Annotated in this window: 28 protein-coding genes; 11 read left to right on the forward strand and 17 right to left on the reverse strand. The window is 71.7% G+C overall.

Features of this window, described 5'->3' with window-relative positions; translation table 11 throughout:
* The first annotated feature begins 1 nt into the window (after position 1).
* The 5 genes from ACLF3M_RS09200 to ACLF3M_RS09220 are packed head-to-tail and all read left to right on the forward strand — an operon-like array spanning position 2 to position 4,040.
* Positions 2–967, forward strand: coding sequence for a Bug family tripartite tricarboxylate transporter substrate binding protein (locus ACLF3M_RS09200; protein WP_430656608.1), 966 nt, complete (start codon positions 2–4; stop codon positions 965–967).
* Positions 967–1,698, forward strand: a complete 732-nt coding sequence (locus ACLF3M_RS09205) for a class II aldolase/adducin family protein (RefSeq protein ID WP_430656609.1) — start codon at positions 967–969, stop codon at positions 1,696–1,698. Before ACLF3M_RS09200 ends, ACLF3M_RS09205 begins: the two co-directional genes overlap by 1 nt.
* Positions 1,698–2,657: a Bug family tripartite tricarboxylate transporter substrate binding protein gene (locus tag ACLF3M_RS09210; protein ID WP_430656610.1), complete on the forward strand. Its 960-nt coding sequence runs from the start codon at positions 1,698–1,700 to the stop codon at positions 2,655–2,657. The genes ACLF3M_RS09205 and ACLF3M_RS09210 overlap by 1 nt, the downstream gene beginning before the upstream one ends.
* Positions 2,658–2,659: 2 nt before the next feature.
* A complete protein-coding gene (locus ACLF3M_RS09215) occupies positions 2,660–2,995 on the forward strand; it encodes a cupin domain-containing protein (RefSeq protein WP_430656741.1) in 336 nt (111 codons plus the stop codon).
* Complete coding sequence (locus ACLF3M_RS09220; protein ID WP_430656611.1) at positions 2,985–4,040, forward strand: dihydroorotate dehydrogenase; 1,056 nt, start codon at positions 2,985–2,987, stop codon at positions 4,038–4,040. The genes ACLF3M_RS09215 and ACLF3M_RS09220 overlap by 11 nt, the downstream gene beginning before the upstream one ends.
* Before the next feature lie 132 nt (positions 4,041–4,172).
* Here ACLF3M_RS09220 and ACLF3M_RS09225 read toward each other — a convergent pair whose 3' ends face one another.
* From ACLF3M_RS09225 to ACLF3M_RS09270, 10 genes are all read right to left on the reverse strand, one after another.
* Entirely contained in the window at positions 4,173–4,961 is a 789-nt protein-coding gene (locus ACLF3M_RS09225) for an SDR family NAD(P)-dependent oxidoreductase (protein ID WP_430656612.1), read from the reverse strand.
* 2 nt (positions 4,962–4,963) lie between these two features.
* Positions 4,964–6,136, reverse strand: a complete 1,173-nt coding sequence (locus ACLF3M_RS09230) for a M20 aminoacylase family protein (protein ID WP_430656613.1) — start codon at positions 6,134–6,136, stop codon at positions 4,964–4,966.
* A 4-nt stretch (positions 6,137–6,140) separates the two neighbouring features.
* Positions 6,141–7,313 carry a M20 aminoacylase family protein gene (locus ACLF3M_RS09235; protein WP_430656614.1) on the reverse strand — a complete coding sequence of 391 codons (1,173 nt, stop codon included), beginning with the start codon at positions 7,311–7,313 and terminating at the stop codon, positions 6,141–6,143.
* 9 nt (positions 7,314–7,322) lie between these two features.
* Positions 7,323–8,066, reverse strand: a complete 744-nt coding sequence (locus ACLF3M_RS09240) for a TlyA family RNA methyltransferase (RefSeq protein ID WP_430656615.1) — start codon at positions 8,064–8,066, stop codon at positions 7,323–7,325.
* Positions 8,067–8,292: 226 nt separating this feature from the next.
* The gene (gene dxs, locus ACLF3M_RS09245; RefSeq protein WP_430656616.1) at positions 8,293–10,209 is read right to left on the reverse strand and encodes a 1-deoxy-D-xylulose-5-phosphate synthase; all 1,917 of its coding nucleotides are present in this window, start codon (positions 10,207–10,209) and stop codon (positions 8,293–8,295) included.
* 3 nt (positions 10,210–10,212) lie between these two features.
* Positions 10,213–11,118, reverse strand: a complete 906-nt coding sequence (locus ACLF3M_RS09250; RefSeq protein WP_430656617.1) for a polyprenyl synthetase family protein — start codon at positions 11,116–11,118, stop codon at positions 10,213–10,215.
* A gap of 1 nt (position 11,119) precedes the next feature.
* Positions 11,120–11,362, reverse strand: a complete 243-nt coding sequence (locus tag ACLF3M_RS09255; RefSeq protein WP_430656618.1) for an exodeoxyribonuclease VII small subunit — start codon at positions 11,360–11,362, stop codon at positions 11,120–11,122.
* Between the two features lie 104 nt (positions 11,363–11,466).
* Positions 11,467–12,432 (reverse strand): Bug family tripartite tricarboxylate transporter substrate binding protein, encoded by a 966-nt coding sequence (locus tag ACLF3M_RS09260; protein ID WP_430656619.1) that lies wholly within the window; start codon positions 12,430–12,432, stop codon positions 11,467–11,469.
* Between the two features lie 258 nt (positions 12,433–12,690).
* Positions 12,691–13,620 carry a histone deacetylase family protein gene (locus ACLF3M_RS09265; RefSeq protein WP_430656620.1) on the reverse strand — a complete coding sequence of 310 codons (930 nt, stop codon included), beginning with the start codon at positions 13,618–13,620 and terminating at the stop codon, positions 12,691–12,693.
* Positions 13,617–13,853 (reverse strand): sulfurtransferase TusA family protein, encoded by a 237-nt coding sequence (locus ACLF3M_RS09270; protein WP_430656742.1) that lies wholly within the window; start codon positions 13,851–13,853, stop codon positions 13,617–13,619. Before ACLF3M_RS09270 ends, ACLF3M_RS09265 begins: the two co-directional genes overlap by 4 nt.
* A 76-nt stretch (positions 13,854–13,929) precedes the next feature.
* Here ACLF3M_RS09270 and ACLF3M_RS09275 point away from each other — a divergent pair, with 76 nt between their 5' ends.
* From ACLF3M_RS09275 to ACLF3M_RS09290, 4 genes are read left to right on the forward strand one after another with little or no spacing between them, the layout of a single operon-like run.
* Entirely contained in the window at positions 13,930–14,874 is a 945-nt protein-coding gene (locus tag ACLF3M_RS09275) for an ROK family protein (protein ID WP_430656621.1), read from the forward strand.
* Positions 14,871–15,248, forward strand: coding sequence for a hypothetical protein (locus tag ACLF3M_RS09280; protein WP_430656622.1), 378 nt, complete (start codon positions 14,871–14,873; stop codon positions 15,246–15,248). The genes ACLF3M_RS09275 and ACLF3M_RS09280 overlap by 4 nt, the downstream gene beginning before the upstream one ends.
* Before the next feature lies 1 nt (position 15,249).
* Positions 15,250–16,524 carry a DNA polymerase IV gene (locus ACLF3M_RS09285; RefSeq protein ID WP_430656623.1) on the forward strand — a complete coding sequence of 425 codons (1,275 nt, stop codon included), beginning with the start codon at positions 15,250–15,252 and terminating at the stop codon, positions 16,522–16,524.
* Between the two features lie 25 nt (positions 16,525–16,549).
* Positions 16,550–16,909: a LysR family transcriptional regulator gene (locus ACLF3M_RS09290; RefSeq protein WP_430656624.1), complete on the forward strand. Its 360-nt coding sequence runs from the start codon at positions 16,550–16,552 to the stop codon at positions 16,907–16,909.
* Here the strand turns inward: ACLF3M_RS09290 and ACLF3M_RS09295 are convergent.
* A complete protein-coding gene (locus ACLF3M_RS09295; protein ID WP_430656625.1) occupies positions 16,836–17,462 on the reverse strand; it encodes a potassium channel family protein in 627 nt (208 codons plus the stop codon). The two genes, ACLF3M_RS09290 and ACLF3M_RS09295, sit on opposite strands and share 74 nt — an antisense overlap.
* A gap of 224 nt (positions 17,463–17,686) precedes the next feature.
* Between ACLF3M_RS09295 and ACLF3M_RS09300 the strand changes: the two genes are divergently transcribed.
* Complete coding sequence (locus tag ACLF3M_RS09300; RefSeq protein WP_430656626.1) at positions 17,687–18,202, forward strand: DUF1269 domain-containing protein; 516 nt, start codon at positions 17,687–17,689, stop codon at positions 18,200–18,202.
* 23 nt (positions 18,203–18,225) lie between these two features.
* On the opposite strand, the gene ACLF3M_RS09305 is transcribed toward ACLF3M_RS09300, so the two are convergent.
* Both ACLF3M_RS09305 and ACLF3M_RS09310 read right to left on the reverse strand, forming a co-directional pair.
* The gene (locus ACLF3M_RS09305) at positions 18,226–19,968 is read right to left on the reverse strand and encodes a solute carrier family 23 protein (protein ID WP_430656627.1); all 1,743 of its coding nucleotides are present in this window, start codon (positions 19,966–19,968) and stop codon (positions 18,226–18,228) included.
* 146 nt (positions 19,969–20,114) lie between these two features.
* Positions 20,115–20,678, reverse strand: coding sequence for a DUF4337 domain-containing protein (locus ACLF3M_RS09310; RefSeq protein WP_430656628.1), 564 nt, complete (start codon positions 20,676–20,678; stop codon positions 20,115–20,117).
* 135 nt (positions 20,679–20,813) lie between these two features.
* Between ACLF3M_RS09310 and ACLF3M_RS09315 the strand changes: the two genes are divergently transcribed.
* Complete coding sequence (locus tag ACLF3M_RS09315; protein ID WP_430656629.1) at positions 20,814–22,163, forward strand: 8-oxoguanine deaminase; 1,350 nt, start codon at positions 20,814–20,816, stop codon at positions 22,161–22,163.
* A 39-nt stretch (positions 22,164–22,202) separates the two neighbouring features.
* On the opposite strand, the gene ACLF3M_RS09320 is transcribed toward ACLF3M_RS09315, so the two are convergent.
* The 4 genes from ACLF3M_RS09320 to ACLF3M_RS09335 are packed head-to-tail and all read right to left on the reverse strand — an operon-like array spanning position 22,203 to position 26,161.
* On the reverse strand, positions 22,203–23,333 hold the full coding sequence (locus ACLF3M_RS09320) for a DUF2235 domain-containing protein (protein ID WP_430656630.1): 1,131 nt from the start codon (positions 23,331–23,333) through the stop codon (positions 22,203–22,205).
* 51 nt (positions 23,334–23,384) lie between these two features.
* A complete protein-coding gene (locus ACLF3M_RS09325; protein ID WP_430656631.1) occupies positions 23,385–24,170 on the reverse strand; it encodes a 2-keto-4-pentenoate hydratase in 786 nt (261 codons plus the stop codon).
* 9 nt (positions 24,171–24,179) lie between these two features.
* On the reverse strand, positions 24,180–25,172 hold the full coding sequence (locus tag ACLF3M_RS09330; RefSeq protein ID WP_430656632.1) for a polysaccharide deacetylase family protein: 993 nt from the start codon (positions 25,170–25,172) through the stop codon (positions 24,180–24,182).
* A gap of 11 nt (positions 25,173–25,183) precedes the next feature.
* Entirely contained in the window at positions 25,184–26,161 is a 978-nt protein-coding gene (locus ACLF3M_RS09335; protein ID WP_430656633.1) for a Bug family tripartite tricarboxylate transporter substrate binding protein, read from the reverse strand.
* Between the last annotated feature and the right edge of the window lie 28 nt (positions 26,162–26,189).

Below are 26,189 nucleotides of genomic sequence, written 5' to 3' on the forward strand. Positions count from 1 at the left end.
CATGATCGGACGCCGTGGTCTTCTGGCTGCTGCCGGCACGCTGCTGGCCGCACCCGCGCTGCGCGCGCAGCCTCTGTTCACGCGCCCCGTGCGCTTCGTGCTGGGCTTCGCCGCGGGCGGCGCCGGCGACATCACGGTGCGCATGCTGACGCCGATCATGCAGCAGGAAATCGGCCAGCCCATCGTCGTGGACAACCGCCCCGGTGCCGGCGGCATCGTCAGCGGGGAAGCGGTCGCGCGTGCCGCGCCGGACGGCCAGACCATGTACCTGCTGACCACCAGCAACATGGCCGCGCCGGCGTTCTACCGGACCATGCCCTTCGACGTGACGAAGGATTTCGCGCCGGTCGGGCGGATGGTCTGGTACGACCACGTCATCGCGGTCAACCCGCAACTGCCGGTGTCGAACCTGACGGAGCTCATCGCCTACGCCAAGGCGCGGCCGAACCAGCTCAACATCGGCTCCATCGCGGTCGGCAACGCGCAGCACCTCGGCGTCGAGCTGTTCCGTGCGATGGCGGAGGTGCCGATGACGACGGTGACCTACCGTTCCTCGCCCGAGCTCATCAATGCGGTCGCGACCGGCGAGATCCAGGTGGCGGGCGAGCTGCTGGCGCCGACCCTGCCGCAGGTCGCGGCGGGGCGCGTGAAGCTGATCGCGATCACGGCGCCGACGCGCTTCCCGACGCTGCCGAACGTGCCGACCTCCGCCGAATCCGGGCTGCCCGGCTACATCGTGCGGAGCTGGAACGCCATCGTCTTCCCTGCCGGCACGCCGCGGCCGCAGGTGGACGCGATGAACCGCGCGATTCGCGCGGCGCTCGGCAACACGGAGATCCGCAACCGGCTGATCGAGCTCGGCGGCCTGCCGGAACCTTCGACGCCGGAGGAGCTCGGCGCGATGATCCCCGCGGAGGTCGCGGCCTGGGGCCGCATGGCGCAGCTCGCCGGCGTGGAGAAGCAGTGATGGATGGGCTCGCGGTCACCGACGCCGAGGCACGGCTGCGCGACGACCTGCTGCACGCCTACCACATCCTCGACGCCGACGGTCAGGCCAGCGGGATCGCGGGGCACCTGACGGCAAGGCTGCCCGGCCGCGACCGCTTCTGGTCGCACCAATGGGGCGTGGGCTTCGACGAGGTGCGGGCGGACGGGCTGATCGAGGCCGACTTCGACCTCAACACCACGCGCGGCAACGGGCGGGTCAACCCGACGCTGCACATCCACACCCGCATCTACCTCACGCGACCCGACGTCACCTGCATCGTGCACACGCATGGCAAGGCCGGCGTCGCGCTGGGTTGCGCGGGCATGACGCTGGAGCCGATCACCCAGACCGGCGCGATCTTCGCGGACGACATCGCGCTGTTCGACGAGTTCCACGGCATCGTGCTCGGCACGGACGAGGGCGACGCGATCGCGGCCGCCCTGGGGCGCAGCCGCGCGCTGCTGCTGAAGAACCACGGCGCGCTGGTCGTCGGCGGCAACGTCGCGGAGGCCTGCATCGGCATGACGGTGCTGGAATGGGCGGCCGATGTGCAGTTGCGCGCGGCGGCGGCGGGACCGCTGCAGCACCTGGCGCCTGAGGCCGCGGCGCAATCCAAGACGTTCCTGCTCGATCCCGCCAACCTCGGCCTGCGCTGGGCGTTTATGAAGCGCAAGATCGCGCGCACGCGGCCGTTCCTGGAGGGCCAATGATGAGACGCCTGCTGCTCGCCGCCGCCTTCGCGCTGGCCGCGCTGCCCGCCTTGGCGCAGGACTGGTCGCCGACGCGCCCGATCCGCTGGATCGTCGGCTTCGCGCCGGGCGGGGTCGGCGATACCACGGCGCGCATCGTCGGCGCGAAGCTCGCGGAAGTGCTGGGCCAGCCCGTGGTGATCGAGAACCGGCCGAGCGCGGGCGGCATCCTCGCGAGCGAGACAGTGGCGCGCGCAGCACCGGATGGCCAGACCTTCCTGCTGGTGACCTCGACCGCGGCCTCGGCGCCGCATCTGTTCCGCGCGATGCCCTATCACGCCATCAACGACTTCACCTTCGTCAGCCAGGTTGCGAGCTTCCCGCACATCATCGTCGTCGCGGCGAATGCGCCCTATCGCAACCTGCAGGACCTGATTGCCGGCGCGCGCGCCAATCCCGGGCGGATCAACCTCGGCTCGGTCGCGGTCGGCACCGCGCTGCACCTCTCGCTCGAGCTGCTGAAGTCCATGGGCAACATCCCGGCGGAGATCGTGACCTACCGCTCCACCGGCGATCTGCTGAACGCGACGGCAACGGGCGACGTGACCGCCGCGATGGAGGTCGCGGCGACGACGCTCGGCCAGATCAGCGGCGGGCGGCTGCGCGCGCTGGCCGTGACCTCCCCGGCGCGCGTCAGCGTGCTGCCGGACGTGCCGACCGTCGCGGAGAGCGGGCTGCCCGACTACAACGTCATCACCTGGAACGGCATGGCGGGGCCGGCGAACCTGCCGCGGCCGATCGTGGACCGGATGTATGCGGAGCTGCGTCGCGTGATGGCGATGCCGGATGTGCGCGACCGTCTGCTGCCGCTGGCGGTGGAGCCCGCGGCGAACGGGCCGGAAGCCTTCCGCGCCATGCTGGTGGCGGAGACGGAGCTGTGGGGCCGCGTGATCCGCGCGGCCGGCATCGAAAGACAGTGACCATGAACATCCCGAAGATCGACTGGAACGCCATCCCCTGGACGCCGGTGCGGCCCGGCGTTGACCGCAAGGGATTCACGGGCGGTGGCGCGACGGTGGCGCTGCATCGCCTGCAGCCCGGCCATGAGCCGAAGCCGCACAGCCATCCGCATGAGCAGATCGTCTGGATCATGTCCGGCACCATCGACTTCCACATCGAGGGCGAGGTGCATCGGCTGGGGCCAGGTGGGCTGCTGGTGGTGCCGCCGAACGCGATGCATCACGGCGTCGTCGTGGGCGACGAGCCCGTGATGAACCTGGATATCTTCTCCCCCGCGCGGCCCGATTATGCGTCCTGACACCTCGGTCCGGCTCGGCGCGGTTCGGCTGAACAACCCGCTGATCATCGGATCGGGCGACCACGTCATGACGGCGGGCGGGCTGCGCGCGGCGCTCGCGACCGGCGCGGGCGCGGTGGTCGCGAAATCCATCAACGAGAACGCGGCGGCGAAGCGGCAGCTCGACGGCAGCGACCATGTGCTGCTGGACAGCGAGTGGAACCCGCTGCCCTGGGACTTTCGGCCGCCGGCCGATGCGATGCTGTTCGGGCGGTCGGGGCTGCAGCAGATGGACAGCGACGAATGGATCGCGGCGGTCGCGGCGGCGGACCGAGAGGCCGCGACGAACGGCCAGTACGTCATCGGGTCGATCATCCTGGCGGGGCTGGATGCCGCCTGTGATCTCGCGCGGCGCTACCAGGGAGCGGGGATCCGTGTGCTGGAGCTCAACATCGGCGCGCCGCATGGCGACGAGGCCGTCAAGGGCGCGATCATCCAGGAACGCGCGGCGGGCCGCGTGAAGGAGATCACGGCCGCGCTGCGTGCGGCGGTGACGATCCCGCTCTGGATCAAGCTCACGGGGCAGAGCGAGGATGTCGCCTCGCTCGCCGCCGCCGCGAAGGAAGGTGGGGCGGATGCGGTGATCGTGATGGGCCGCTTCATGGCGCTGGTGCCGGATGTCGAGACGCGCGCGCCGATGCTCGGCACCGCGGGCGCGATCGGCGGCCCTTGGGCGCTGGCGCTGACCTGCCGGTGGCTGGCGATGACGCGGAAGAAGCTGGGCAAGGACTATCCGCTGCTCGGGACGAACGGGGCAAGGAGCGGGCTCGATCTCGCGCGCTTCCTGCTGGCCGGGGCGCGGGCGGTGGAGATGACAAGCGCGGTGATGACGGGCGGGTTCGGCGTGGCGCGGCGCGCGGCGGAGGAGTTTGCCGACTACCTCGCTCGCACAGGTGGCTCGGCGGAGGAGCTTGTCGGCGTCGCGGCGGACCGGCAGGTCGGGTACGGGGTGCAGCCGGACCGGCCGGGGTATTGGCGGGAATTTGTGCCGGAGGAGGCGAGGTAGCGGGAAGGGCCCGCGGACCCCCACCCGCTTCGTTTCGCTCGGCACCAGCCTACGCGTAGTCGGCTAAAGCCGACCGCTCCGGCGCCGACGCGATGCGTCGACCCCCCGCGAGCGGGAGAGGGTTTTTCGGCGCTACAGCGCGGCCCAGCCGCCGTCCACGGGCAGGTCCACGCCGGTCATCTGCCGCGACACGTCGGAGGCCATGAAGAGGCAGGCATTGGCGACATCCGCGTCCGTCGTGATGCGGCCGAGCGCATAGTCCGCGGCGTGGCGCTTCGCGGCCTCCTCCTCGGTGATGCCGAGGCGCGCGGCCATCTCCTTGCAGACCTTCTCGCGGAAGCGGGGGCCATCCACCATGCCCGGCGCGACGTTGTTGACGTTGATGTTGTGCGGGCCGAGTTCGAGCGCGAATGACTTGGTGATGCCGCGCAGGCCCCATTTCGACGCGCTGTAGGCAAGGCGCCCGGCGCGGCCGCGCATGCCGAAGGTGCCGCCGACATTCACGATCTTGCCCCAGCGCTGCGCGACCATCAGGGGCGCGAAGGCGCGGATCGTGTTGAAGCAGCCCCGCATGTTGAGCTCGATGATCTCGTCGTATTCGGCCTGCGTGGTCGTCAGCCCCGTCTTGCCGATCGGGCCCGATCCGCCCGCGACGTTGACCAGGATGTCCACCGTGCCGAAGCGCGCCTTGGCCTGCTCGGCCGCGACAAAACAGGCAGTGTCGGAGGTGATGTCGGTGGCGACGACGATCACCTCCGTGATCTTGCCGACTTCCTCCGCCACCGGCGTGATCGCCTTTGTGTCGCGGCCGATCAGCACGAGCCTGCAGCCTTCCTCCGCGAAGGCGCGCGTAATCGCGGCGCCCATGCCCTTGGCCGGGCCGGTGATGGCGGCAACCCGGCCGCGGAGTTGCAGGTCCATCGTCAGCTCCTCGGCATCTCCTGCTCGACGAGCGTCGCGAACCAGCTCGCGCCGACCGGCAGGGCATCGTCGTTGAAGTCGTAGCGGGGGTTGTGGCAGGCGACCGCCCCCTTCGCGCCATCCGCCTGGCCGAGGCGCAGGAAGCAGCCTGGCCGCTCCAGCAGCATGTAGGAGAAATCCTCGGCGCCCATCAGCGGCAGCGCCTCGCGGATCACGCGGCCTTCGCCCAGCACGCGCGATGCCGCCAGCGCCGCGCGGTCCGTGGCGGCGGCGTCGTTGACCGTCGGCGGATAGCCGCGGCGGTAGTCGAGCTCGGCCTCGGCATCGTGCAGCGCGGCGAGGCCAGCGACGGTCTTCGTGATGATCCGCTCCATCTCGTCACGCGTCGCGACGCGCAGCGTGCGGACCGTGCCCTCGATCGTCGCGGTCTCGGGGATCACGTTGCCGACCGTGCCGCCCTGGAAGACGCAGAGGCTGAGCACGGCGGAATCCAGCGGATCGATGCGGCGGGAGACCACCTGGTGCAGCGCGGTGATCATCTGCGCGCCGACCAGGATGGGATCCACGCCGAAATGCGGCTGCGCGGCATGCGCGCCCTTGCCGCGGATGCGGATCGCGATCGGGTCGGCCGCTGCGAGCACCGGGCCGGCGACGGCCTGCGCCTGGCCGATCGGCGTCGTGGGATCGTTGTGGAGCGCGAAGACCTGCTCCACGGGGAAGCGGCGGAACAGGCCGTCCTGCACCATGCGCTCGCCGCCGCCACCGGCTTCCTCGGCAGGCTGGAAGATGAAGACGACGGTGCCGTCGAAGGCCTTCGTCTCGGCCAGGTATTTCGCCGCGCCGAGCAGCATCGAGGTGTGCCCGTCATGCCCGCAGGCATGCATGCGGCCAGGGTTGCGCGAGGCATAGGGCAGCCCCGTCTCCTCCGGCATCGGCAGCGCGTCCATGTCGGCGCGGAGCCCGATGGCCCGCGATGACGTGCCGTTGCGCAGCACGCCGATGACGCCGGTGCCGGCCAGGCCGCGATGCACCTCGATGCCCCATTCCGCCAGGCGCCGCGCGACGAGGTCGCTGGTGCGGTGCTCTTCGAAGGCGAGTTCGGGATGCGCGTGGATGTCCTGCCGCCAGGCCTGCATCTCGGGCGTGAAGGCGGCGATGCGGTTAAGGATCGGCATGCCTTCAGCTCCGCGGCAATTCCTGCTCGACCAGGTTCGCGAAGAAGCTCGCGCCGATCGGCAGGAGGTCGTCGTTGAAGTCGTATTTCGGGTTGTGCACCGGCACCGCGCCCTTGGCGCCGTCGGCCTGGCCGATGCGCACGAAGCAGCCGGGCCGCTCATTCAGCATGAAGGAGAAATCCTCCCCCGCCATGATCGGCGGCGCGTCGCGCTGCACCCGGTCAATGCCCATGACCTTCGCGGCGGCCAGTGCCGCGCGCTCGGTCTCCGCGGCGTGGTTGACGGTAGGGGGATAGCCGCGGTGGTAGTGGACATCGGCGACCGCGTCGTGCAGCGCGGCGATGCCCTGCGCGGTCTGGCCGATCAGCCGCTCCATCTCGTCCTGCGTCGTCGCGCGCAGGGTGCGCACGGTGCCGCTGATCGTCGCGACCTCGGGGATCACGTTGTGCGCGGTGCCCGCGTGGAACTGGCAGAGGCTGATCACCGCGCTGTCCAGCGGATCCACGCGGCGCGAGACGACCTGGTGCAGCGCGGTCACGATCTGCGCGCCGATCATGATGGGATCGAGCGCGGTATGCGGCCGCGCGGCGTGCCCGCCCCTGCCGCGGATCGTGATGTCGATCGTGTCGGCTGCGGCCAGGATCGGGCCCGACACCACCAGCATCTCGCCGAGCTTCGATGCGGTGTCGTTGTGCACGCCATAGACCGCGTCCACGGGGAAGCGGGTGAAGAGGCCCTCCTGCACCATCTTCTGCCCGCCGGCGCCGCCTTCCTCGGCGGGCTGGAAGATGAAGACGACGGTGCCGTCGAAGGCCTTCGTCTCGGCCAGGTACTTCGCCGCGCCGAGCAGCATCGAGGTGTGCCCGTCATGCCCGCAGGCATGCATGCGGCCAGGGTTGCGAGAGGCATAGGCCAGCCCCGTCTCCTCCGGCATCGGCAGCGCGTCCATGTCCGCGCGGAGCCCGATGGCGCGGCGCGACGTGCCGTTGCGCAGCACGCCGACAACGCCGGTGCCGGCGATGCCGCGGTGCACCTCGATTCCCCAGGAGGCCAGGAGCTTCGCTACGGTCTCGCTGGTGCGGTGCTCCTCGTAGCCGAGTTCGGGATGTTCGTGGATGTCGCGGCGCCAGGCCTGCATCTCGGGCGTGAAGGCGGCGATGCGGTTGATGATGGGCATGCGGCTTCCCTAGGCGTGCTTGCGGGCGGCGATGAGGAACTCGCGGTTCCCCTCGGGGCCGAGGATGGGGCTGGCTTCGATACCCTGGACCCGCCAGCCCGGCAATTCGGACCACCATGTTCGGATCGCGTCGCAGACCCGCTCATGCACCGCGGCGTCGCGCACCACGCCACCCTTGGCGATGGCGGGCCCGACCTCGAATTGCGGCTTGATCAGCGCGACGGCCCAGGCCCCGGGCGCGGCGAGGGCAAGGGCAGAAGGCAGGACGGTGCGCAGGCCGATGAAGCTGGCGTCGCAGACGATGGCCTGGACGGGATCGGGGATCTGCGCGGCGGTGAGGTAGCGGGCGTTCACGCGCTCCATCACCACGACGCGCGGGTCGTTGCGGAGCTTCCAGGCGAGCTGGCCGTGGCCGACATCGACGGCGAAGACTTTTCGCGCGCCGTGATGCAGGAGAACGTCGGTGAAGCCGCCGGTGGAGGCGCCGACGTCGAGGCAGGTGAGGCCCTGCGGCTCGAGCTTGAAGTGGGTGATGGCGTGATCGAGCTTGAGGCCGCCGCGCGAGACCCAGGGGTGGTCCTGTCCTCGCAGTTCCAGCGGCTGGTCGGGCTTGATGAGGTCGCCGGCCTTGGACACGCGCTGCTCGCCCGAGAAGACCAGGCCGGCGAGGATCAGGGCCTGGGCGCGCGTGCGGGAGTCCGCGAGGCCGCGTTCGACGAGAGCGACGTCGGCGCGGAGCTTGGGGGTGGGCATGGGGGGAGATTACCGCCCGCTCGCTGTGATGGCCCTACCCCGCTCTTCGATTTCCTCCCCCGAATGAGAGGCCTCCTCCCCCGCCTGCGGGGGAGGGAGGGGGTGGGGGTGCGGAGGATCGAGGGCGCGCTGAACGAAGCACCCCCTCCCTGACCCTCCCCCGCCTGCGGGGGAGGGAAATGGAGGAGCGGGGGAGGGAGGCTCCGGAGCGGGGAGGGGTAGAACTCTACGCCCTGGCGGACTGCGCGACCGGCACGCCGAGCGCGGTCACCGCCGCCGCAACGATATGCCGCGCGTTCAGCCCGGCCTGGTCGTATTGCACCTTCGGCGCGGCGTGGTCGATGAAGCGGTCGGGCAGGCACATCGGGCGGAACTTCAGCCCGCCATCGAGCAGGCCCTGCCAGGCCAGGTGCTGCGCGACCAGGCTGCCGAAGCCGCCGGTGCTGCCTTCCTCGATGGTGATCAGCACCTCGTGGTTCCGCGCCAGGCGCTCCACCAGCTTCGTGTCCAGCGGCTTGGCGAAGCGCGCATCGGCGACGGTCGCCGACAGGCCCTGCGCGGCGAGCTCGTCGGCTGCCTTCAGAGCCTCCTGCAGCCGTGTCCCGTAGGACAGGATGGCGATGGAGTTGCCCTCGCGCAGGATGCGCCCGCGCCCGACCTCCAGCGGCGTGCCGCGTGCCGGGACCGGCACGCCGGTGCCCTCGCCTCGGGGATAGCGGAAGGCGGAGGGGCGGTCCTCGATCGCGGCGGAGGTCGCGACCATGTGGGCGAGCTCCGCCTCATCCGCCGCGGCCATCAGCACGATGTTCGGCAGGCAGCCGAGATAGGCGATGTCGAAGCTGCCGGCATGTGTCGCGCCATCGGCGCCGACCAGGCCGGCGCGGTCCATCGCGAAGCGCACGGGCAGGTTCTGCAGCACGACGTCATGCACGACCTGGTCGTAGGCGCGCTGGAGGAAGGTGGAGTAGATCGCGCAGAACGGCTTCAGCCCCTCCGTCGCCATCCCTGCGGCGAAGGTGACGGCGTGCTGTTCCGCAATGCCGACGTCGAAGCAGCGCTTCGGAAACTTCTTCGCGAACATGTCGAGGCTCGTGCCGGACGGCATCGCCGCGTTGATCGCCACGATGCGTTCGTCCGCTTCCGCTTCCGCAATCAGGGCGCTCGCAAAGACCTTCTGGTAGGCCGGCGGGCCGGGCGGGGCCTTCTGCTGCTCGCCCGTCACCACGTTGAACTTCTGCACGCCATGATACTTGTCCGCTGCCGCCTCGGCCGGCGCGTAGCCCTTGCCCTTCTGCGTCACGACATGCAGCAGGATCGGGTGGTTCTCGTCGGCGTCGCGCAGGTTGCGCAGGATCGGCAGCAGGTGATCGAGGTCGTGGCCGTCGATCGGGCCGACATAGTAGAAGCCCAGCTCCTCGAACAGCGTGCCGCCGGTGAGCACGGTGCGGGCGAATTCCTCGGCGCGGCGCGCGGCGTGCTCGATCTGCTTCGGAAAGCGCTTCGCGAGCTTCGCCATCATCTCGCGCACGTTCAGGAACGGCCGCGACGACACGACCTTCGAGAGATAGGCGCTCATCGCGCCGACGGGCCGCGCGATGGACATGTCGTTGTCGTTGAGAATCACGATCATCCGGGCCTTCAGCGCGCCCGCATTGTTCATCGCCTCATAGGCCATGCCGGCGGACATCGACCCGTCGCCGATCACCGCGATGACGTTGCGCTGGTCGCCCTTGAGGTCGCGCGCGACCGCCATGCCGAGGCCGGCCGAGATGGACGTGGAGGAATGCGCCGCACCGAAGGGGTCGTATTCGGATTCCGACCGCCGCGTGAAGCCGGACAGGCCGCCTTCCGTGCGCAGCGTGCGGATGCGGTCGCGCCGGCCCGTCAGGATCTTGTGGGGATAGGCCTGGTGGCCGACGTCCCAGATCAGCCGGTCGCGCGGCGTCTCGAACACCGAATGGATGGCGACCGTCAGCTCCACCACGCCGAGCGAGGCGCCGAGGTGCCCGCCAGTGACGGACACCGCGTCGATCGTCTCGGCGCGGAGCTCGGCCGCGAGCTGCTTGAGCTGGTCGGAGGAGAAGTTGCGCAGGTCCTGCGGGATCGTGACCCGATCGAGCAGCGGCGTGGCGGGACGTGCCATGGGTCAGCTCTTCCTTTGCACGGTATAGGCGGCGAGCTCGCGGAGCAGTTCCGCGCGCTCGCCGAAGCTGTCGAGATGGTCGCGCGCCTGGGCGGCGAGCCGCTCGGCCTGGATGCGCGCGCGCTCGAGCCCAAGCAGGCCGACAAGCGTCGCCTTGCCCGCGCCCTGATCCTTGCCGGTCGCCTTGCCCGTCTCCTCGGGCGTGGCGGTGGCGTCCAGGATGTCGTCGGCGATCTGGAAGGCGGCGCCGACGTCGCGGCCATAGGCGGCCAGCGCGTGGCGCTGCGCCGACGGCGCCTTGCCGAGGATCGCGCCCGCCTCCGCCGAGAACTCGATCAGCCGCCCGGTCTTGAGCAGCTGCAGGCGGCCAATCGCGGGCTCGTCAAGCGCCTCGCCGGCTTCCTCGGCCAGCATGTCCAGCATCTGCCCGCCGCACATGCCGCGCGCGCCGGCGGCCTTTGCCAGGCAGCGCACGAGCTCGACGCGGACCGCGCTGTCGGAATGCGTGTCCTCCTCCGCCAGGACCTGGAAGGCCTGGGTCTGCAGCGCGTCGCCAGCGAGGATCGAGGTCGCCTCGTCGAAGGCCTTGTGGACCGTCGGCTTGCCGCGGCGGAGGTCGTCGTCGTCCATCGCTGGGAGGTCGTCATGCACCAGGGAATAGGCGTGCAGCATCTCGATCGCGGCGGCGACGCGCAGCGCGGCCGCGCGGGCGACGCCGAACTGGCGCGCGCCTTCCAGCACCAGGAAGCCGCGCATGCGCTTGCCGCCGCCCATCGCGGCGTAGCGCATGGCCTCGTACAGGCGCGCTTCCGGGCCTTCGACGGGGGGTAGCAGCGTGTCGAGCGTGCGCTCGATCTCGGCGGCGGCCTCGGGCAGGGCGGCGGCGAGGCCGATGCTCGTCACGGACATCTCAGCCGGCGTCCCGCAGCGCCGGGCCGGACGGCGTCTCGACGATGGCCTGGACCTTCTGCTCGGCGGCGGCGAGGAGCGTCTCGCAGTGCTTCCGCAGTGCCGCGCCGCGCTCGTACTGCGCGACGGCCTCCTCGAGCTTGCCCTGGCCGGCTTCCAGCGCACGCACGATCCCTTCGAGCTCCTGCAGCGCCTCCTCGAAGGATAAAGTGTCAACCGAACGAGACGCTGGTGTGTCAACCATCCTTGACATGATGCACGCTTCCCCAGGCGCTGGCTAGTACAAATAGGCAGGGGCGGGCGCCGTGCACCCGCCCCTCATGATGCGTTGCAGCAAGACTTTGTGGCTTATTCAGGCTCGATGCCCGCGGCACGGATCGCATTGGTCCACTTGATGGTTTCCGAGACGATGAAGGCCTGCGCTTCCTCGGGAGAGGAGGTGCGGACCGCCATCCCGAGCGTGGAGCCCAGCCTCTCCCGCAGGTTCGCCTGGCCGGCGGCGGCGCGCACGGCCTGGTTCAGGCGCGCGATCACCGGCGCCGGCGTGCCGGCGGGCGCCACCAGCACGAACCAGGCGAAGAGCTCGTAGTTCGGCAGGTTGCCGGCCTCGGCGACGGTCGGCGTGTCCGGCAACTGGGCCGAGCGTTCCTTGGTGGTGACCGCCAGCGCGCGCAGTCCCTGGCCGATCTGCGGCAGGATCACCGCCTGGTCGGCCACGAACAGGTCCACGCGCCCTGCGATCAGGTCCTGCACCGCGTTGGGCGAGGAGCGGTAAGGCACGTAGAGCAGCTTCACCTCCGCCATGGAGGCCAGCATCTCGGTCGCCACGCGCTGCGACGCCGAGGTCGAGGCATAGGTCAGCCCCTCCGGCCGCGCCTTGGCGGCGGCAATCAGGTCGGCCAGCGTGCGGAAGGGGCTGTCGTTGCGCACCGCCACGATCAGGGGGACGGAGCAGAGGGTCGAGATCGGCGCGAAGGCGCGATCGGGGTCGAAGGGCACGCGCCGGTTCAGCGCCGCGGCCGCGGCGTTGGTGGAGTTGGTGCCGAACATCAGGGTGTAGCCGTCGGGCGCGGCGCGGGCGACGGCCTCGGCGCCGATCAGCCCGTTCGCTCCGGCGCGGTTCTCCACGACGATGGCCTGGCCGAGGCTCTCCCGCATGCCGTCGGCGAAGAGCCGCGCGACGGTGTCGGTGGCGGAGCCCGGGGCGAAGGGGACGATGCCCTTGATGGGGTTGGCGGGCCAGGCGCCCTGCGCGAAGGCGGGCGCGGCGCCGAGCGCGGGCGCGGCGGCGAGCAGCGTGCGGCGGGTGATCATGGCTGTGCTTTTCCTCCCGGAGACGATGGGGAAGGGGATAGGGCGTGGGGGGAGGAGGGGCAAGCGGTGCTGCCTGTCCCACCACGGCGGCTTCCTCCCCCCGCTCTCTCTTTTCCCTCCCTCGCTTGCGGGGGAGGGTCAGGGTGGGGGTGCGAGAGCCTGGGAGCCGCTGACAAAGCACCCCACCCTATCTCTCCCCTGCAAGCGGCGGCGGGAGGCGCTTGAGCGGGGGAGAAAGCGCTTTGGCGGGGGGGAACCCTACGAACGCATCAACGCCCGCACATGCACCGCCGCCGAGCTCGCCAGCGCGTCCAGATCATACCCACCCTCCAGCAGGCTCACGACCTTGCCGCCGCAATGCCGGTCCGCGATGCGGCAGAGCTCCGTCGTCAGCCAGCCGAAATCCGGCTCCCGCACGCGCAGCTGCGCCAGGGGGTCGCGGGCATGGGCGTCGAAGCCCGCGGAGATCACCAGCAGCTCCGGCGCGAAGGCATCGAGCGCGGGCAGCAGCCTCCCGGCCCAGGCCGCGCGGAAGGCCGCGCCATCGGCGCCCGGCGGCAGCGGCGCGTTGACGATGTTGCCGACACCTGTCTCGTTCGCCTCGCCGGTGCCGGGATAGCAGGGCGACTGGTGGGAGCTCGCGTAGAACAGCGTCGCATCGGCCTCGAAGCAGGCCTGGGTGCCGTTGCCGTGGTGGACGTCGAAATCGACCACAGCGACGCGCGTCAGCCCGTGCACGGCCTGGGCGTGGCGGGCGGCGACCGCGGCATTGGCGAAGAAGCAGAAGCCCATTGGCCTGGCGGGCTCGGCGTGGTGGCCGGGCGGGCGCACCGCGCAGAAGACGCGCCGGATCTCGTTGCGGCAGACCGCGTCCACGCCGGCCACCGCCGCGCCGGCGGATCGCAGCGCCGCTTCCGCGCTGCCCCAGTTCATCAGCGTATCGCCGTCGAGCGGCACGAGGTCGTCGGGCTCCGGCCGGATGCCGAGGATCGCCTCGACATAGCGCGCGGGATGCACGCGCGTCAGCTGCTCGACGGTCGCCTGCGGCGCCTCGTCGCGGATCAGGTCGGAGAACTCCTCCGCCTCCAGCGCGCGCAGCACGGCGCGCAGACGGTCGGGGCATTCCGGGTGATGCGCCCCCATGTCGTGGTGCAGGCAGGCGCGGTGACTGAGGAGAAGCACGCTCACGCCGTATCCTCCCGCTTCTTCAGCGTGAAGCGATACACCCCCTTCTCCTCGCTGAAGGCCACCAGCGCGTGTCCCGTCTCCTGCGCAAACGCCCGAAAGTCCTTCACGCTGGCGGGGTCGGTGGCGAGCACGGTCAGCCTCGCCCCCGGGGCGAGTGACCGCAGCGCCTTGTTGGCCTTCAGCACCGGCAGCGGGCAGGTCAGCCCCTGGACGTCGAGCAGCGTATCTCCCATCCCGCGAATCCAGCACCGCGCGCGGGCGGCGTCCAGCATGCTTGCGGTCCCGGCGCGGGGCGCTCACCTTGCCGGAATGTCCTGGCGGAACGGTCCCGGCACCGCATGGCGGCTCGGCATAGACCTCGGCGGCACCAAGACCGAGGTGGTCGCCCTCGACGAGGCGGGCGCCGTGCGGCTTCGCCGCCGCGTCGCCAGCGCGCGCGACTATCCCGGCACGATCGAGGCGATCGCCGGCCTGGTGGAGGGCGCGGAGGCCGAGCTCGGCGCGCGCGGCACCGTCGGCATCGGCATCCCCGGCAGCGAGAACCCGGTCACGCGTGCCATCCGTGGCGCCAATTCCACCTGGCTGAACGGCCGCCCGCTCGGCGTCGACCTCGCCGCGCGGCTCGGCCGGCCGGTGCGGCTGTCCAACGACGCGAACTGCCTGGCGATGAGCGAGGCCGCGGACGGCGCCGGGGAGGGGCATGGCGTGGTCTTCGCCGTGATCCTCGGCACCGGCGTTGGCGGCGGGCTGGTCGTCAACAACCGCATCGTCGAGGGCCGCAATCGCGTCGCCGCGGAATGGGGCCACAACCCGCTGCCCTGGATGACGCAGGCGGAGTTCCCGGGGCCCGCCTGCTGGTGCGGGAAGCCGGGCTGCATCGAGAGCTTCCTCTGCGGCCCGGCGCTGGCCGCCGATGCCGACGGCCCCGGCGCGCGCGACGCGAGCGAGTTGCCGGCGCGCGCGGCCGCCGGCGATGCGCGCGCTAAGGCCGCGCTGGATCGCCATGCCGACCGCCTGGCCCGCGCCCTGGCCTCCGTCGTGAACCTGCTCGATCCCGACGTGATCGTGCTGGGCGGCGGGCTGTCCAACATGGCGCATCTCTACGAGGACCTGCCGCGGCTGATCCCGCGCCACGTCTTCTCGGACGCGTATTCCACGCCCGTTGTGCGCGCGGTGCATGGCGACAGCTCCGGCGTGCTCGGCGCGGCGCGGCTGTGGGACGACGCGCCGCGCGAGCGGGGCTGGACGCCGTGATCGCCGCCGGCGCGGTCTATTTCGCCGCGATCTTCGGCCTCGGCTTCCTGCTCGGCGTGGTCCGCACGCTGCTGCTGGAGCCCTGGCTGGGCGCGGCCTGGGCGGTGGCGGCGGAGGGCGTGCCGATGGTTGCGGCGATGGCTGTCGCCGCGCCCTGGGCCGCGCGGCTCTTCGACATGTCGCCCGATCTGCTGCCGCGGCTCGGCATGGGGCTGGTCGCGCTGGCGCTGCTGGTGCTGGCCGAGACCGCGCTCGATGCGCTGTTGCGAGGCCGCGTGCTCTGGGCCGAGCGCTTCCAGACCACGGCGGGCCTGATCGGCCTCGCGCTGCAGGTGATCTTCGCGGCGATGCCGCTGATCCGCCGGCGCGCGTGACATGCCCGCGCTCTGCCGCGACTGCGACATGGCGGCCGAGCAGCGCTTCTCGCGTTGCCCATCCTGCGGATCGCGCCGCGTCGTCGCGCATCCCGAGCTCTTCGCGCTGAGCGTCGCGCATGTCGATTGCGACGCCTTCTACGCCTCCGTCGAGAAGCGCGACCGGCCGGAACTCGCGACGAAGCCGGTGATCGTCGGCGGCGGCAAGCGCGGCGTGGTCTCGGCGGCCTGCTACGTCGCGCGCACCCGCGGCGTGAGATCCGCGATGCCGATGTTCAAGGCACTTGCGGCCTGCCCGGACGCCGTCGTCATCAAGCCCGACATGGCGAAATACGTGGCCGTCGCGCGCGAGGTCCGCGCGCTGATGGAGGCCCTGACGCCGCTGGTGCAGCCGCTCTCGATCGACGAGGCGGTGCTCGATCTCGCGGGGACCGAGGCGCTGCACCGCGCCCCACCCGCCGTGACGCTCGCCCGCTTCGCCCGAGCGGTGGAGCGCGATATCCGCATCACCGTCTCGATCGGCCTCGCGCGCAACCGCCTGCTGGCGAAGCTGGCGGCGGAGCGCGACAAGCCCCGCGGCTTCGCCGTGCTGGGGGCGGAGGCCGTGCACTGGCTGGCCGACCAGCCGGTCTCGCTGCTGCCGGGCGTGGGTCCCGCCTTTGCGAGGAAGCTGAATGCCGCCGGCTTCACGCGCCTCGGCCAGATCGCGGCGCTCGACCCGCGCGAGGCCGCGCGGCGCTTCGGCGAGGAAGGGCCGGCGCTCGCCGCCCGCGCGCGCGGCGAGGATGCGCGCCGCGTCAGCCCCGACCGCGAGACGAAGTCCATCTCGGCCGAGACCACCTTCGACACCGATCTCCGCCTGCAGGCCGAGCTCGAGGCGCCGCTCTGGCGGCTCTGCGAGAAGCTGGCGCGCCGGCTGAAGGAGCAGGACTTCGCCGCCGGCGGCGTCGTGCTGAAGCTCAAGACCGCGGGGTTCGAGGTGCGATCGCGCCATGCGCGCCTGGCGCAGCCCACGCGCCTGCCGGAGACGCTGTTCCGCGCCGCGCAGCCGCTGCTGGCCAAGGAGGCGACGGGGACCGCCTTCCGCCTGATCGGCATCGGCGCCCAACCGCTCGTCCCGGGCGAGCAGGCCGACCTGCCGGACCTCGCGGATCCCGATGCCGGGCGGCGCGCGGCAAAGTGGAACGCGGTGGAGGCGCTGCGCCGGAAGTTCGGCGCAGGCGCCGTGGTCAGCGGGCGCGGGCTCGAACGCAAGCGGCCCGTTAACGGTTCTTAACCCGAATCGCCGCCATACCGGCGGGATGCCGCACCGAACCCTCTCCGGCCTGTCCCTGCGCGACCTGGAATACGCGGTCGCGGTCGCGGAATGCGGCCATTTCGGCCGCGCCGCCGAACGCTGCGGCGTCAGCCAGGCCGGGCTTTCCGTCCAGATCCGCAAGCTGGAGGCGCTGCTGGGCGTGCCGCTCTTCCACCGCACCACGCGCCGCCTCGTGGTCTCGGCGGAGGGGGAGGTGCTGCTGCGCCAGGCGCGGGCCGTGGTCTCGGCCGCGCATGACCTGCTGCGGCTGTCGCCGCGGCGGCGCGGGTCTACTGCCGATCCTCGGGCTGCCGCCGCGCCTCCACCTGCAGCGCGACCAGCCGGGCCAGCAGCACCGCGATGAAGATCTGGCCGCTCACGGCCTGCAGCATCACCACCGACCGCGCGAGCGGCGTCGCGGCGACGATGTCGCCGAAGCCGATCGTGGTCTGCACGACGATGCTGAAATAGCGGAAGGAATGCGGCAGGTGCGTCGCGCCGGCGAAGCTCCCGGGAAGCTCGGTATCCAGCAGTTCGTAGAAGCCGGCGAAGGCCAGCGCGATGACGAGGTAGAGCGCGATCGCGCCCATGATGCGGTTGCGGCCGACCTGGCCCGGGGCCAGCACCTCGCGCAACAGCGCGAAGGCCAGCAGCACCAGGCCGATGACGCCCGCGGTGCCGTCCAGCCGCTCGCTGCCCAGCGCGTAGCCCACCGAGGAGATGGCGCTGCAGAGGAAGATCGGCCAGCGCAGCAGCGTCGGCGAGGTCAGCGCGATGGCCCCGGCCAGCAGCGTGCAGGCCGTGACCAGGACAGGCAGCCAGAACGGCACAAGGCTGAGATCGGCGGCGGGCTGCAGGACGAACAGCCCCACCACCAGCCCGGCCAGCAGGACCTGCATGGCGCGGTCCCTCGACATGCGCCGCGACTCCGGAGATTGCGGCCGCGATGTCAGCCCGGCGCCGGCCGGCGGGCAAGCGGCCGTGCCGGCGGCGTCAGAATCGGACATGGTTCGGGCTGTGCCCCCCATCCCGGCCCGGTGCCGCGACGTGGGCTTCCACCTGATGTCATCCTGCGGCCCCTGGTCGCACGGCGCCGGCCGGTGCAGCCTGCGCCTCCCCCGCAAGGCACAGGAGAACCCGGATGGCCGACCTGGTCGTGATCGCCTTCCCCACCGAGGCCAAGGCCGAGGAAGTGCGCCAGAAGCTGCTCGCCATGCAGTCGCAATACCTGATCGAGCTCGGCGATGCCTGCATCGCGGCCAAGCAGCCCGACGGGACGGTGAAGCTGAATCAGCTCTTCAGCACGACGGCGATGGGCGCGGCCTCCGGCGCGCTCTGGGGCACGCTGATCGGGCTGATCTTCCTGATGCCTCTCGCCGGGGCGGCGATCGGCGCGGCGTCCGGCGCGCTCAGCGGCAAGCTGACCGACCTCGGCATCAACGACGCCTTCATGAAGGATGTCGGCAAGACCCTGCATGACGGCGAGGCCGCGCTGTTCCTGCTGATCCGCAAGGTCACCGCCGACAAGGTCCTGGCGGAGCTGAAGGGCGTCGGCGGCCGCGTGATGCAGACCTCCTTCGACCACACGCGCGAGGAAGCGCTGCGCGAGGCCCTGGCCGGCGCGCAGGCGGCCGCGCAGCCGACTGCGGCAGGCTGACGCGCGGCGCTTCGGCCGGGCGCTCAGTCCTCGAAGACCAGCCGTGCCTCGCAATCCGCGCCGGTGACGCGCTGGGTGAAGCCGGCCTCGCGCGTCGCGAGCCAGACCGCGAAGGCTTCCTGCGCCTCGCCGCCTTCCAGCAGGTCGTCCACGCTGGGCGCGGCGGCGCTGGCGGCCGGCAGCGCCGCACCCTGCCAGCGCAGGCGGATGTGCACGCGGTCCTCCTCGCGCCGTGCCGCGACCAGTACCGACGTCACGCCGCGGCCGGCCAGCACGTCCGTCAGCTCCACCAGCGCGCGCTCGATCAGCCGCCCGGTCTGCGGCTTCAGCCCCCAGCGCCCGGCGATCGCATCCGCCCATTCGCTTGCCGCCACGCCCGATGTGGGGCCGGGCTGCAGCGTGACCTCCGCGCGTTGCGTCACCAGCGGCATGGTGACGAGGTTGGCGATGAAGGCGATGACCGCGCCGAGCGCGAGCGGCGAGGCGAGCGCCGGGACGTGGTTGGCGAAGGCGACCGGCGAGACCGCGACCAGCACGCCGGCGCCGAGACCCAGCGCGACAACGGCCGAGCGCCGCGCGTCCAGCAGCCGCACCGTCGCGAGCTGCGCGCCCTGCACCATGATGAAGCCCGAAACATAGACCAGCGTCGCCGACTTGATTGCCGCCGGCGCGACGACGAACATCGCGACCAGCTTCGGGCAGAACGCGATCGCGACCAGGATCGCGGTGCCGAACCAGACGATGCGCCGCGCCAGCGTCCCCGTCGCGACCGAGATGCCGGCCGCCGCCGTCGCCGGCGCCGGCGCCGCGGCGCCGACCAGGCCGGCCGCGGCGATGGCGACGCCGTTCGCCAGCAGCCCGCGCTGAACGGGCGGCGAATCCGGCCGCGTCCAGCCCGCATCCGCCGCGCGCTGGATCATCAGGAAGCCGCCTGCCGCGGACGCCTTCGCGGCGACTAGCGCCAGGATGAAGGCCGCGAGCGGCGCGCCCTGGATGCCAGAGAAATCCGGCACCCAGGGTTCCGGCAGCGCGAACCAGGCGGCGCGGGAGACGACCTCCCCCGCATTGTCCGGCAGGTGGCCGACCGCGAGCGCGACCACCCCGCCCACCACCGCGCCGACCAGCACCGAAAGCCGCGCCAGCCGCGTCCTGGTCAGCGACGTCACCACCATGGTCCCGATGGCGACGAGGAAGACGACGACGTCGATCGCCTCCGGCTCCCGCCCGCCGGGCTGCAGGCCGAAGATCTGCGAGCCCAGCAGGATCAGCGACACGCCGATCAGCATCACGACAACGCCCGCGACCTCGTTCGGGATCAGCACGCGCAGCCGGCGCATCGCGAAGCTCAGGACCGAGGCGACGAGGCCCGCAATCACCACCATCGCGCCCGCCGCGGCGAAGCCGACGCCGGCCTGCCCCGCCGCCGCATAGGCGCCGAGCATCGCCGGCGCATGAGTCCCCGGCACGGGATAGCCCGCGCCGAGCGGCCCCTTCGTCAGGTTCTGCAGCCCCTGCCACAGCGCGACCGCCAGGATCGAGAGGCAGAGGAAGCGCGTGGCGTCCGCCGGATCGGGCGAGATCGCCAGCGCCGGGGCGAGGGCGAGGATGAAGTAAACCGACTGCACCGCGACATGCTGCAGCGCCAGCGCCAGCGTCGAGCCGAAGGGGGAGGGCGTGTCGAGCCAGTAGACGATGCCCTTGGGCCGCTGCATCGGCCGGTCGGCCGAGCGCGCCAGGCTGCGCGTGAGATCACCGAACGACGCCATCGCAGCGCAACCCCCGTTCCCCGGCGGTCCCTGCAGGCCGCCGTTGTCGTCCGGAACTTGCCATCCGCCGGGCGTGGCGGGAAGACGCCGACGCCTGCGGGATGCGGAGCGGGATTGGGCGCCGAGCCGCTCCGCCGCGCATCCCGTCAGAAATGCACGGCTTCCGGCGCGATGAAGCCGATGCCGGCCAGCACCACGCCGCCGACGCCGAGCGCGATGGCACCCACCGCCAGCAGCGGCACCGCCGTGATGATGGAAGCCGAGGCCAGCACGATCGCGACCTGGAAGGCGGCCGAGGCGTATTCGTAGTGGTGGTAGGCCGCCATGTTGCGGTCGCGCTTCGCCTCCGCCGCGCGGGCGCGGTCGGCGAGCTCCCGCCGGCCCTCGCCGGTCGCGGGCTCGCTCTCCCACCGGTCGATCGTGCCGCGCCAGGCGGCCTGCTGGCGCTCGATCGCCGAGCGGTGGGCGGGGTCGGCGGACGCGGCCTTCACCAGCTCCGCCTCCTCGGCCGCGGTGCGCAGCGTGGTCTGGCGGATGGTGCGGGCCTGGAAGAAGGCCCAGAGGTTGGCCGCCTCGACATTGCGGGTGATCGCCTCGGTCTGCGCGGATTTCGCGCCGGTCTCGGCGATGGCGAGGAAGAGGGCGAGGATCGCGATGAGCAGGGCGATGCGCTTGTCGCCGCCATGCTCGCCATGGGCGTGGCCAGCCATTCGTTTGGATTCCCGGACAGGTTGGTGATTGCGCGCGCTTCTGCCGCGCGTTCCGGTCGCCGGCAAGGGGCCCCGCGCGGTTGACCGGACACCGCGCGCGTGATGTGGCTCTGCCGTCCCGACGAGGAGCGACGCATGACATCCCTGCTGCTGCGCAACGCCGAGGTCGTCGTCACCATGGACGACGCGCGGCGGGAGATCCGGGGCGGCTGGGTGCATGTCGTGGGCAACGCCATCGCCGCCGTCGGCGGGCCCGATGACGCGCAGCCCGCGGCGGCGGAGAGCTTCGACCTGTCGGGCCACGTCCTGCTGCCCGGCCTGGTCAACACGCATCACCACATGTTCCAATCGCTGACCCGCGCGCTGCCGGCGGCGCAGGATGCGGAACTCTTCGACTGGCTTGGCGCGCTCTATCCCGTGTGGTCGCGCCTCACGCCCGACGCGCTGCGCATCGCGGCGATGACGGCGATGGCGGAGTTGATCCTGTCGGGCTGCACCACGGCTTCCGACCACCACTACATCTTCCCCAACGGATGCCGCCTGGACGACACGATCGAGGCCGCGGCGTCGGTCGGCATCCGCTTCAACCCGACCCGCGGCGCGATGAGCCTCGGCCGGTCGAAGGGCGGGCTGCCGCCGGACGAGGTGGTGGAGGAGGAAGCCGCGATCCTGGCCGACATGGAACGCGTCGTCGCGCGCTTCCACGACCCCGCGCGCCTGTCGATGCTGCGCGTCGGCATCGCGCCCTGCTCGCCCTTCTCCGTGACGAGGGAGCTGATGCGCGACGCGGCGGGTTTCGCGCGGGCGAAGGGGCTCCGCCTGCACACGCATCTCGCGGAGAGTGACAAGGACGTCGCCTTCAGCCGCGAGGTCTTCCACTGCACGCCGGCGGACTATGCCGAGGAGGTCGGCTGGACCGGTCCCGACGTCTGGCACGCGCACTGCGTGAAGCTCGATCCCGCGGGCATCGCCCTGTTCGCCCGCACCGGCACGGGCGTCGCGCATTGCCCGTGTTCCAACATGAGGCTCGCCTCGGGCATCGCCCCCGTCCCCGCGATGCGGCGTGCCGGCGTGCCGGTCGGGCTCGGCGTGGACGGCTCGGCCTCCAACGATTCCGGCCACCTGCTGGGAGAGGCGCGCCAGGCCATGCTGCTGGCCCGCGTCGGCCACGGGCCGGATGCAATGACGGCGCGCCAGGCGCTGGAGATCGCGACGCTGGGCGGCGCCCGCGTGCTGGGCCGGGACGACATCGGCGCGATCGCGCCGGGCATGGCCGCCGACCTCGTCACCTTCGACGTGAACGGGCTCGACCAGGCCGGCGCCGGCGCCGATCCCGTCGCCGCGCTGGTCTTCTGCACGCCGGGGCGCGTCGCACTGTCCGTGATCGCCGGCCGCGTCGTGGTGCGGGAGGGCCGGCTGACCACCCTTGACGAGCGCGCGCATGCCGCGCTGCACCGGCAGGCTGCCCGCGCGCTGCTGGCTTAGGGCGATCCAGGCCGGCCGCCCCCGCCTGCCCGCGACGCGCTATGTCCCGAGGATCGGCGCCAGGTTCTTCGGCTCGTAGGTCCGCCGGTCGCCGACCTTGTCGTCGTCGCCGGACAGCACCGTCACCTCGGCGCCGAAGCGCTGCTTCAGGCTGGGATGCAGCGCCTCGTTGATCGTGGGGAGATCGTTGCCGGCCGCGTCGCGCGGGCGGTAGAGCCGCTCGAAGATGCCGACCTCCGGCGGCTTCTGCGCGACTTCGCGGATGGTCGGCGTCAGCCTGTCGCGCAGCCACAGCCCCTGGCGTGAATCGTGCTGCGGGGCCAGTGGATCGGGTGCGCCTTCCGGCAGCATCGACTCGTCGAGCTTGAGGCCGGCGGCCATCGCCTCCTCCGCCATCCAGCGGAGCGGGATGTCGGCCAGGCGGCGTTCCTCGTAGCCGCCGCCGACGTCGGAATGCGCGCCGGCGAACCACATCTGCCCGATGTCGGAGCCGTCCGCCGCCTTCCCGGTCCAGAGCGTCGGCTCGAACTCGTCGCGATGCTCGTCCACCGCCAGCGCGTGCCGCCCGACCTTGATGATGCGCGACGGGCTGGTGTCGTGGAAGCGGTACTGGCCCGCCGCCAGGTTGTTCATCACCGTGCCGGGAATGCCGAGCGCGCCGACGGTGTCCCAGACGCCGAGGAAGTCGATCGCGACGTCGGTGTGGCATTCGGAGCCGTGGAGGCGGCAGAAGTTCTCGGGCTTCCGGTCCTCGGCGTTGCGGTAGTAGTCCCAGGCCGCGTTGATGTCGCCGAGCTTCTGGCGTTTCAGCAGCCCGGCCGAGGCGATGAAGCCGGCCAGGCTGCGCGCCGTGAAGGCGCCGCGCGAGAAGCCGAAGAGGAAGATGCGGTCGGCCCCGCGCACGCCCGCCTCCGCCGGGACGTAGTTCTGCGCGAGGAACATGTAGCCCGCGCGGATGTTCTCATCGATGCCCTCGCCGGCCGCGCCTTCCACCAGGCGCTGCAGCGCGATGCCGGTGGAGCCGACGCCGCGGAGGTAGAAGGTGATCTGCTCGACGCCGCCGCTGTTCGCGCGCACAGCGCGCGCCAGGCGCGCGACGTTCGTCTCCGACTTCGCGCTGTCCGCGCTGTTCCAGGTGCCGTCGAAGCAGAGGACGAGGTGCTTCACCATCGCGCATGTCCCAAGGCCGGCGGAAAGCTTCCGCGCGCGCCGGCGCGCGCGTCAAGCCAGACGAAGTCCGACGCGGCCGAGCACGCCGAAATCCGCCGAGACCGCGTCGCCCGCCGCGACCTCCAGCGGAACGATGCAGGTGCCGGTGGTCACGAACTGGCCCGCACCGAGGGTGATGCCGTGGCGCGACAGCTCGTTCGCCAGCCAGGCCAGCGCGATCCGCGGATCGCCGAGCACGTTCGATCCGATGCCCTCGCGTTCCAGCCGGCCGGCGCGCGCCGCGACGCGGTGCGCGGCGAGGTCCATGCCGCGCCACGACGCCGGGGCCTCCGGCCCCAGTACGAGGAGATGCGCGCACGCATTGTCGGCGATCAGCTGTGCCGCGCCGGCGGTCGCGAAATCGGCGAAGCGGGAATCCGGGATCTCGATCGCCAGCTGCAGCGCGGTGACGGCAGCCATGACCTCCTCGATGGCATAGGCCTCGGCACGCGGCGGCAGGTCGCGGCCCATGCGGAAGGCGAACTCGGCCTCCACCACGCGCATGCGGTTGGCACCGAAGGGCAGGGTGGCGCCGTCCGCGTGCACCATCTCCGGCAGCAGCCGCCCCGCCAGCGGGCCGTCCACGCCGATATGCTGCTGCCCCGCGGTGCTGGTCGCGGCGATCTTCCAGCCCCGCGGCGGCCCGGCGCGGAGCCGTTCGAGCTGCGCCTGGATCGCGTAGCCCTCGGCGCGTGTCGCGGGGCGCAGCGGCGGCGGCAACGCGTCGAGCACCGTCCCCGTACGCCAGTGCGAGACCAGCAGGTCGGAGGCTTCGCGGGCCCGCGCTTCGTCCATCATGCCGGCCCCTCAGGATTGCAGCGTCGGCACCTTGCCCTGGGATTCGAAGATCGCGCCCTCCACCACGAAGGGCGTGGCGACGCGCGGCGTGGCGCGGACGGCCTGCACGATGTCGGCGAGCGTGGAGCCGCGGCGCTGCACGCCCGCTTCGTCGCATGCCTTCCGGACCTCCGCCATCATCGCACGCAGCCGCTGCACCTGCGGGCATTCCGGATCGAGGTATTCGTAGTGGTTGTGCGTCTGCACGCCGATCGTGCCGACCGCGGGGTTCCGCGCCATGGTCTGCGCCAGGATGTTCGTCGCGATGGTGGACCAGGCCGCGCCGTACTGGCCGGGCCAGTCCACGTCGGGGCGGAGGTCCGCGTACATGCGCCGCCCGATGCGCCCTTCCAGCAGCCGCGACATGTCCATGGATTGTGGCACGTTGACGAAATCGAGCTCGCCCGCGGTCTGGCGGAAGACGGCGTTGGCGCGATGCGGGTCGAGCTCCGCGCCGGTCCAGATCGCCTGCATCTCCGGCAGGACGCGGCCCGGTGCGGAACAGGACCCGCCATCGTAGCCCAGCGACGACAGCACGGCATACATCGAGTCATTCGCGCTGTAGGTGCCGGGGCGGAAATAGAGCGGCGCATGCCCGATCGCGTCGGCCCAGATCGCGCCGGCCTCGCTCAGCAGCGCGTGCTGCTCCTCCGCGCTCAGCCCGCCGAAATGCGCGAGGTAGCGCTTCCCCCCGTGCTTCCACATCGAATACTTCCAGGGATGCATGTGCAGGCCGAGGCAGGCGCCCTCCGCCTCCAGCTCGCGCCACATCGCGGCCTGGCCCACCGCGGTCTCGGGGTGGATGAAGAAGGTCACGGGGCAGCCATGTTCCTGCGCGAGCTTCCACCAGCCCCGCACCGCGCGCTCGCCATGCGCCCAGTCCCGCGGGCCGGTCGCGTCGGGGTGCGAGGTCGCGGTGGTCGGCTCGCAGTCCATGGTCATGAAGACGTGGACGGATTCCATCGGGCGTTTCCTCAGTTGACCTGGATGTTCGAGACGCGGATCACCTCGCGGAAGCGCGCAGTGTCGTCGCGCAGCAGCGTGCGGAAGGCGGCGCTGTCGATGACATAGGGCGAGAGGCCGGCGTCGCGCAGCGCGGCGACGGTCTCCGGCATGGTCACGGCGCGGGTGAACGCCTCGAACAGCTGCGTCGAGATGCGCGCGGGCAGGCCCGATGGCGCGAGGATCCCGAACCAGCCATTGGCCTGCACGTCCGGCAGACCGAGATCCGTCAGTGTCGGCACGCCCGGCAGCAACTCGTTCCGGCCCCCGGAGGTGATCGCGACCGGCCGGACCTGGCCGCCGCGGATCGCGGCCAGCGCGCCCGGGAGGGCGTCCACCGCGAGGTCGAGGCGGCCGCCCATGATGTCGGTCAGCACCTCCGCGCCGCCGCGGTAGGGCACGTGCTGGATGTTCACGCGCAGCGCCGTTGCCAGCATCTGCGCCATCAGGTGCTGCATCGTGCCGACGCCGGGGGAGCCGTAGCTCAGCGCACCGGGCCGCGCCTCGGCCAGCGCCTTGAGTCCCGCGATGTCGCGGATCGGCGAATCCGGCCGCACGAACAGGACATAGGGCGCACGCGCCAGCGTCACGACGGGCTGCAGGTCGCGCTCCACGTCGTAGGGCGTGTCGGGATAGAGCGTCGGTATGACGGTCAGCGGCCCGTTGCTGCCGCAGCCCAGCGTGTAGCCGTCGGGCGCGGCGCGCTTCAGCGCCTCGAAGCCGATGCGGCCACCCGCGCCGGGGCGGTTCTCCACCACGGCGGGCTGGCCGAGGACGGGACCGAGCCGTTCCGCGACGATGCGGGTGACGATGTCGATGGACTGGCCGGGCGGGAAGCCCACGATGATGCGGATGGGGCGCGTGGGCCAGGCGGCTTCTGTCTGCGCCAGCGCCGGCGTGGCGAGCAGGCCGAGCAGCGCGGTGCGGCGGGCGATAGCAGGCGAGGACATGAAGGCCTCCGCTTCGGTCCGCCCAGCA

Source organism: Falsiroseomonas sp. HW251 (assembly GCF_050563545.1).
Classification (GTDB): domain Bacteria; phylum Pseudomonadota; class Alphaproteobacteria; order Acetobacterales; family Acetobacteraceae; genus Falsiroseomonas.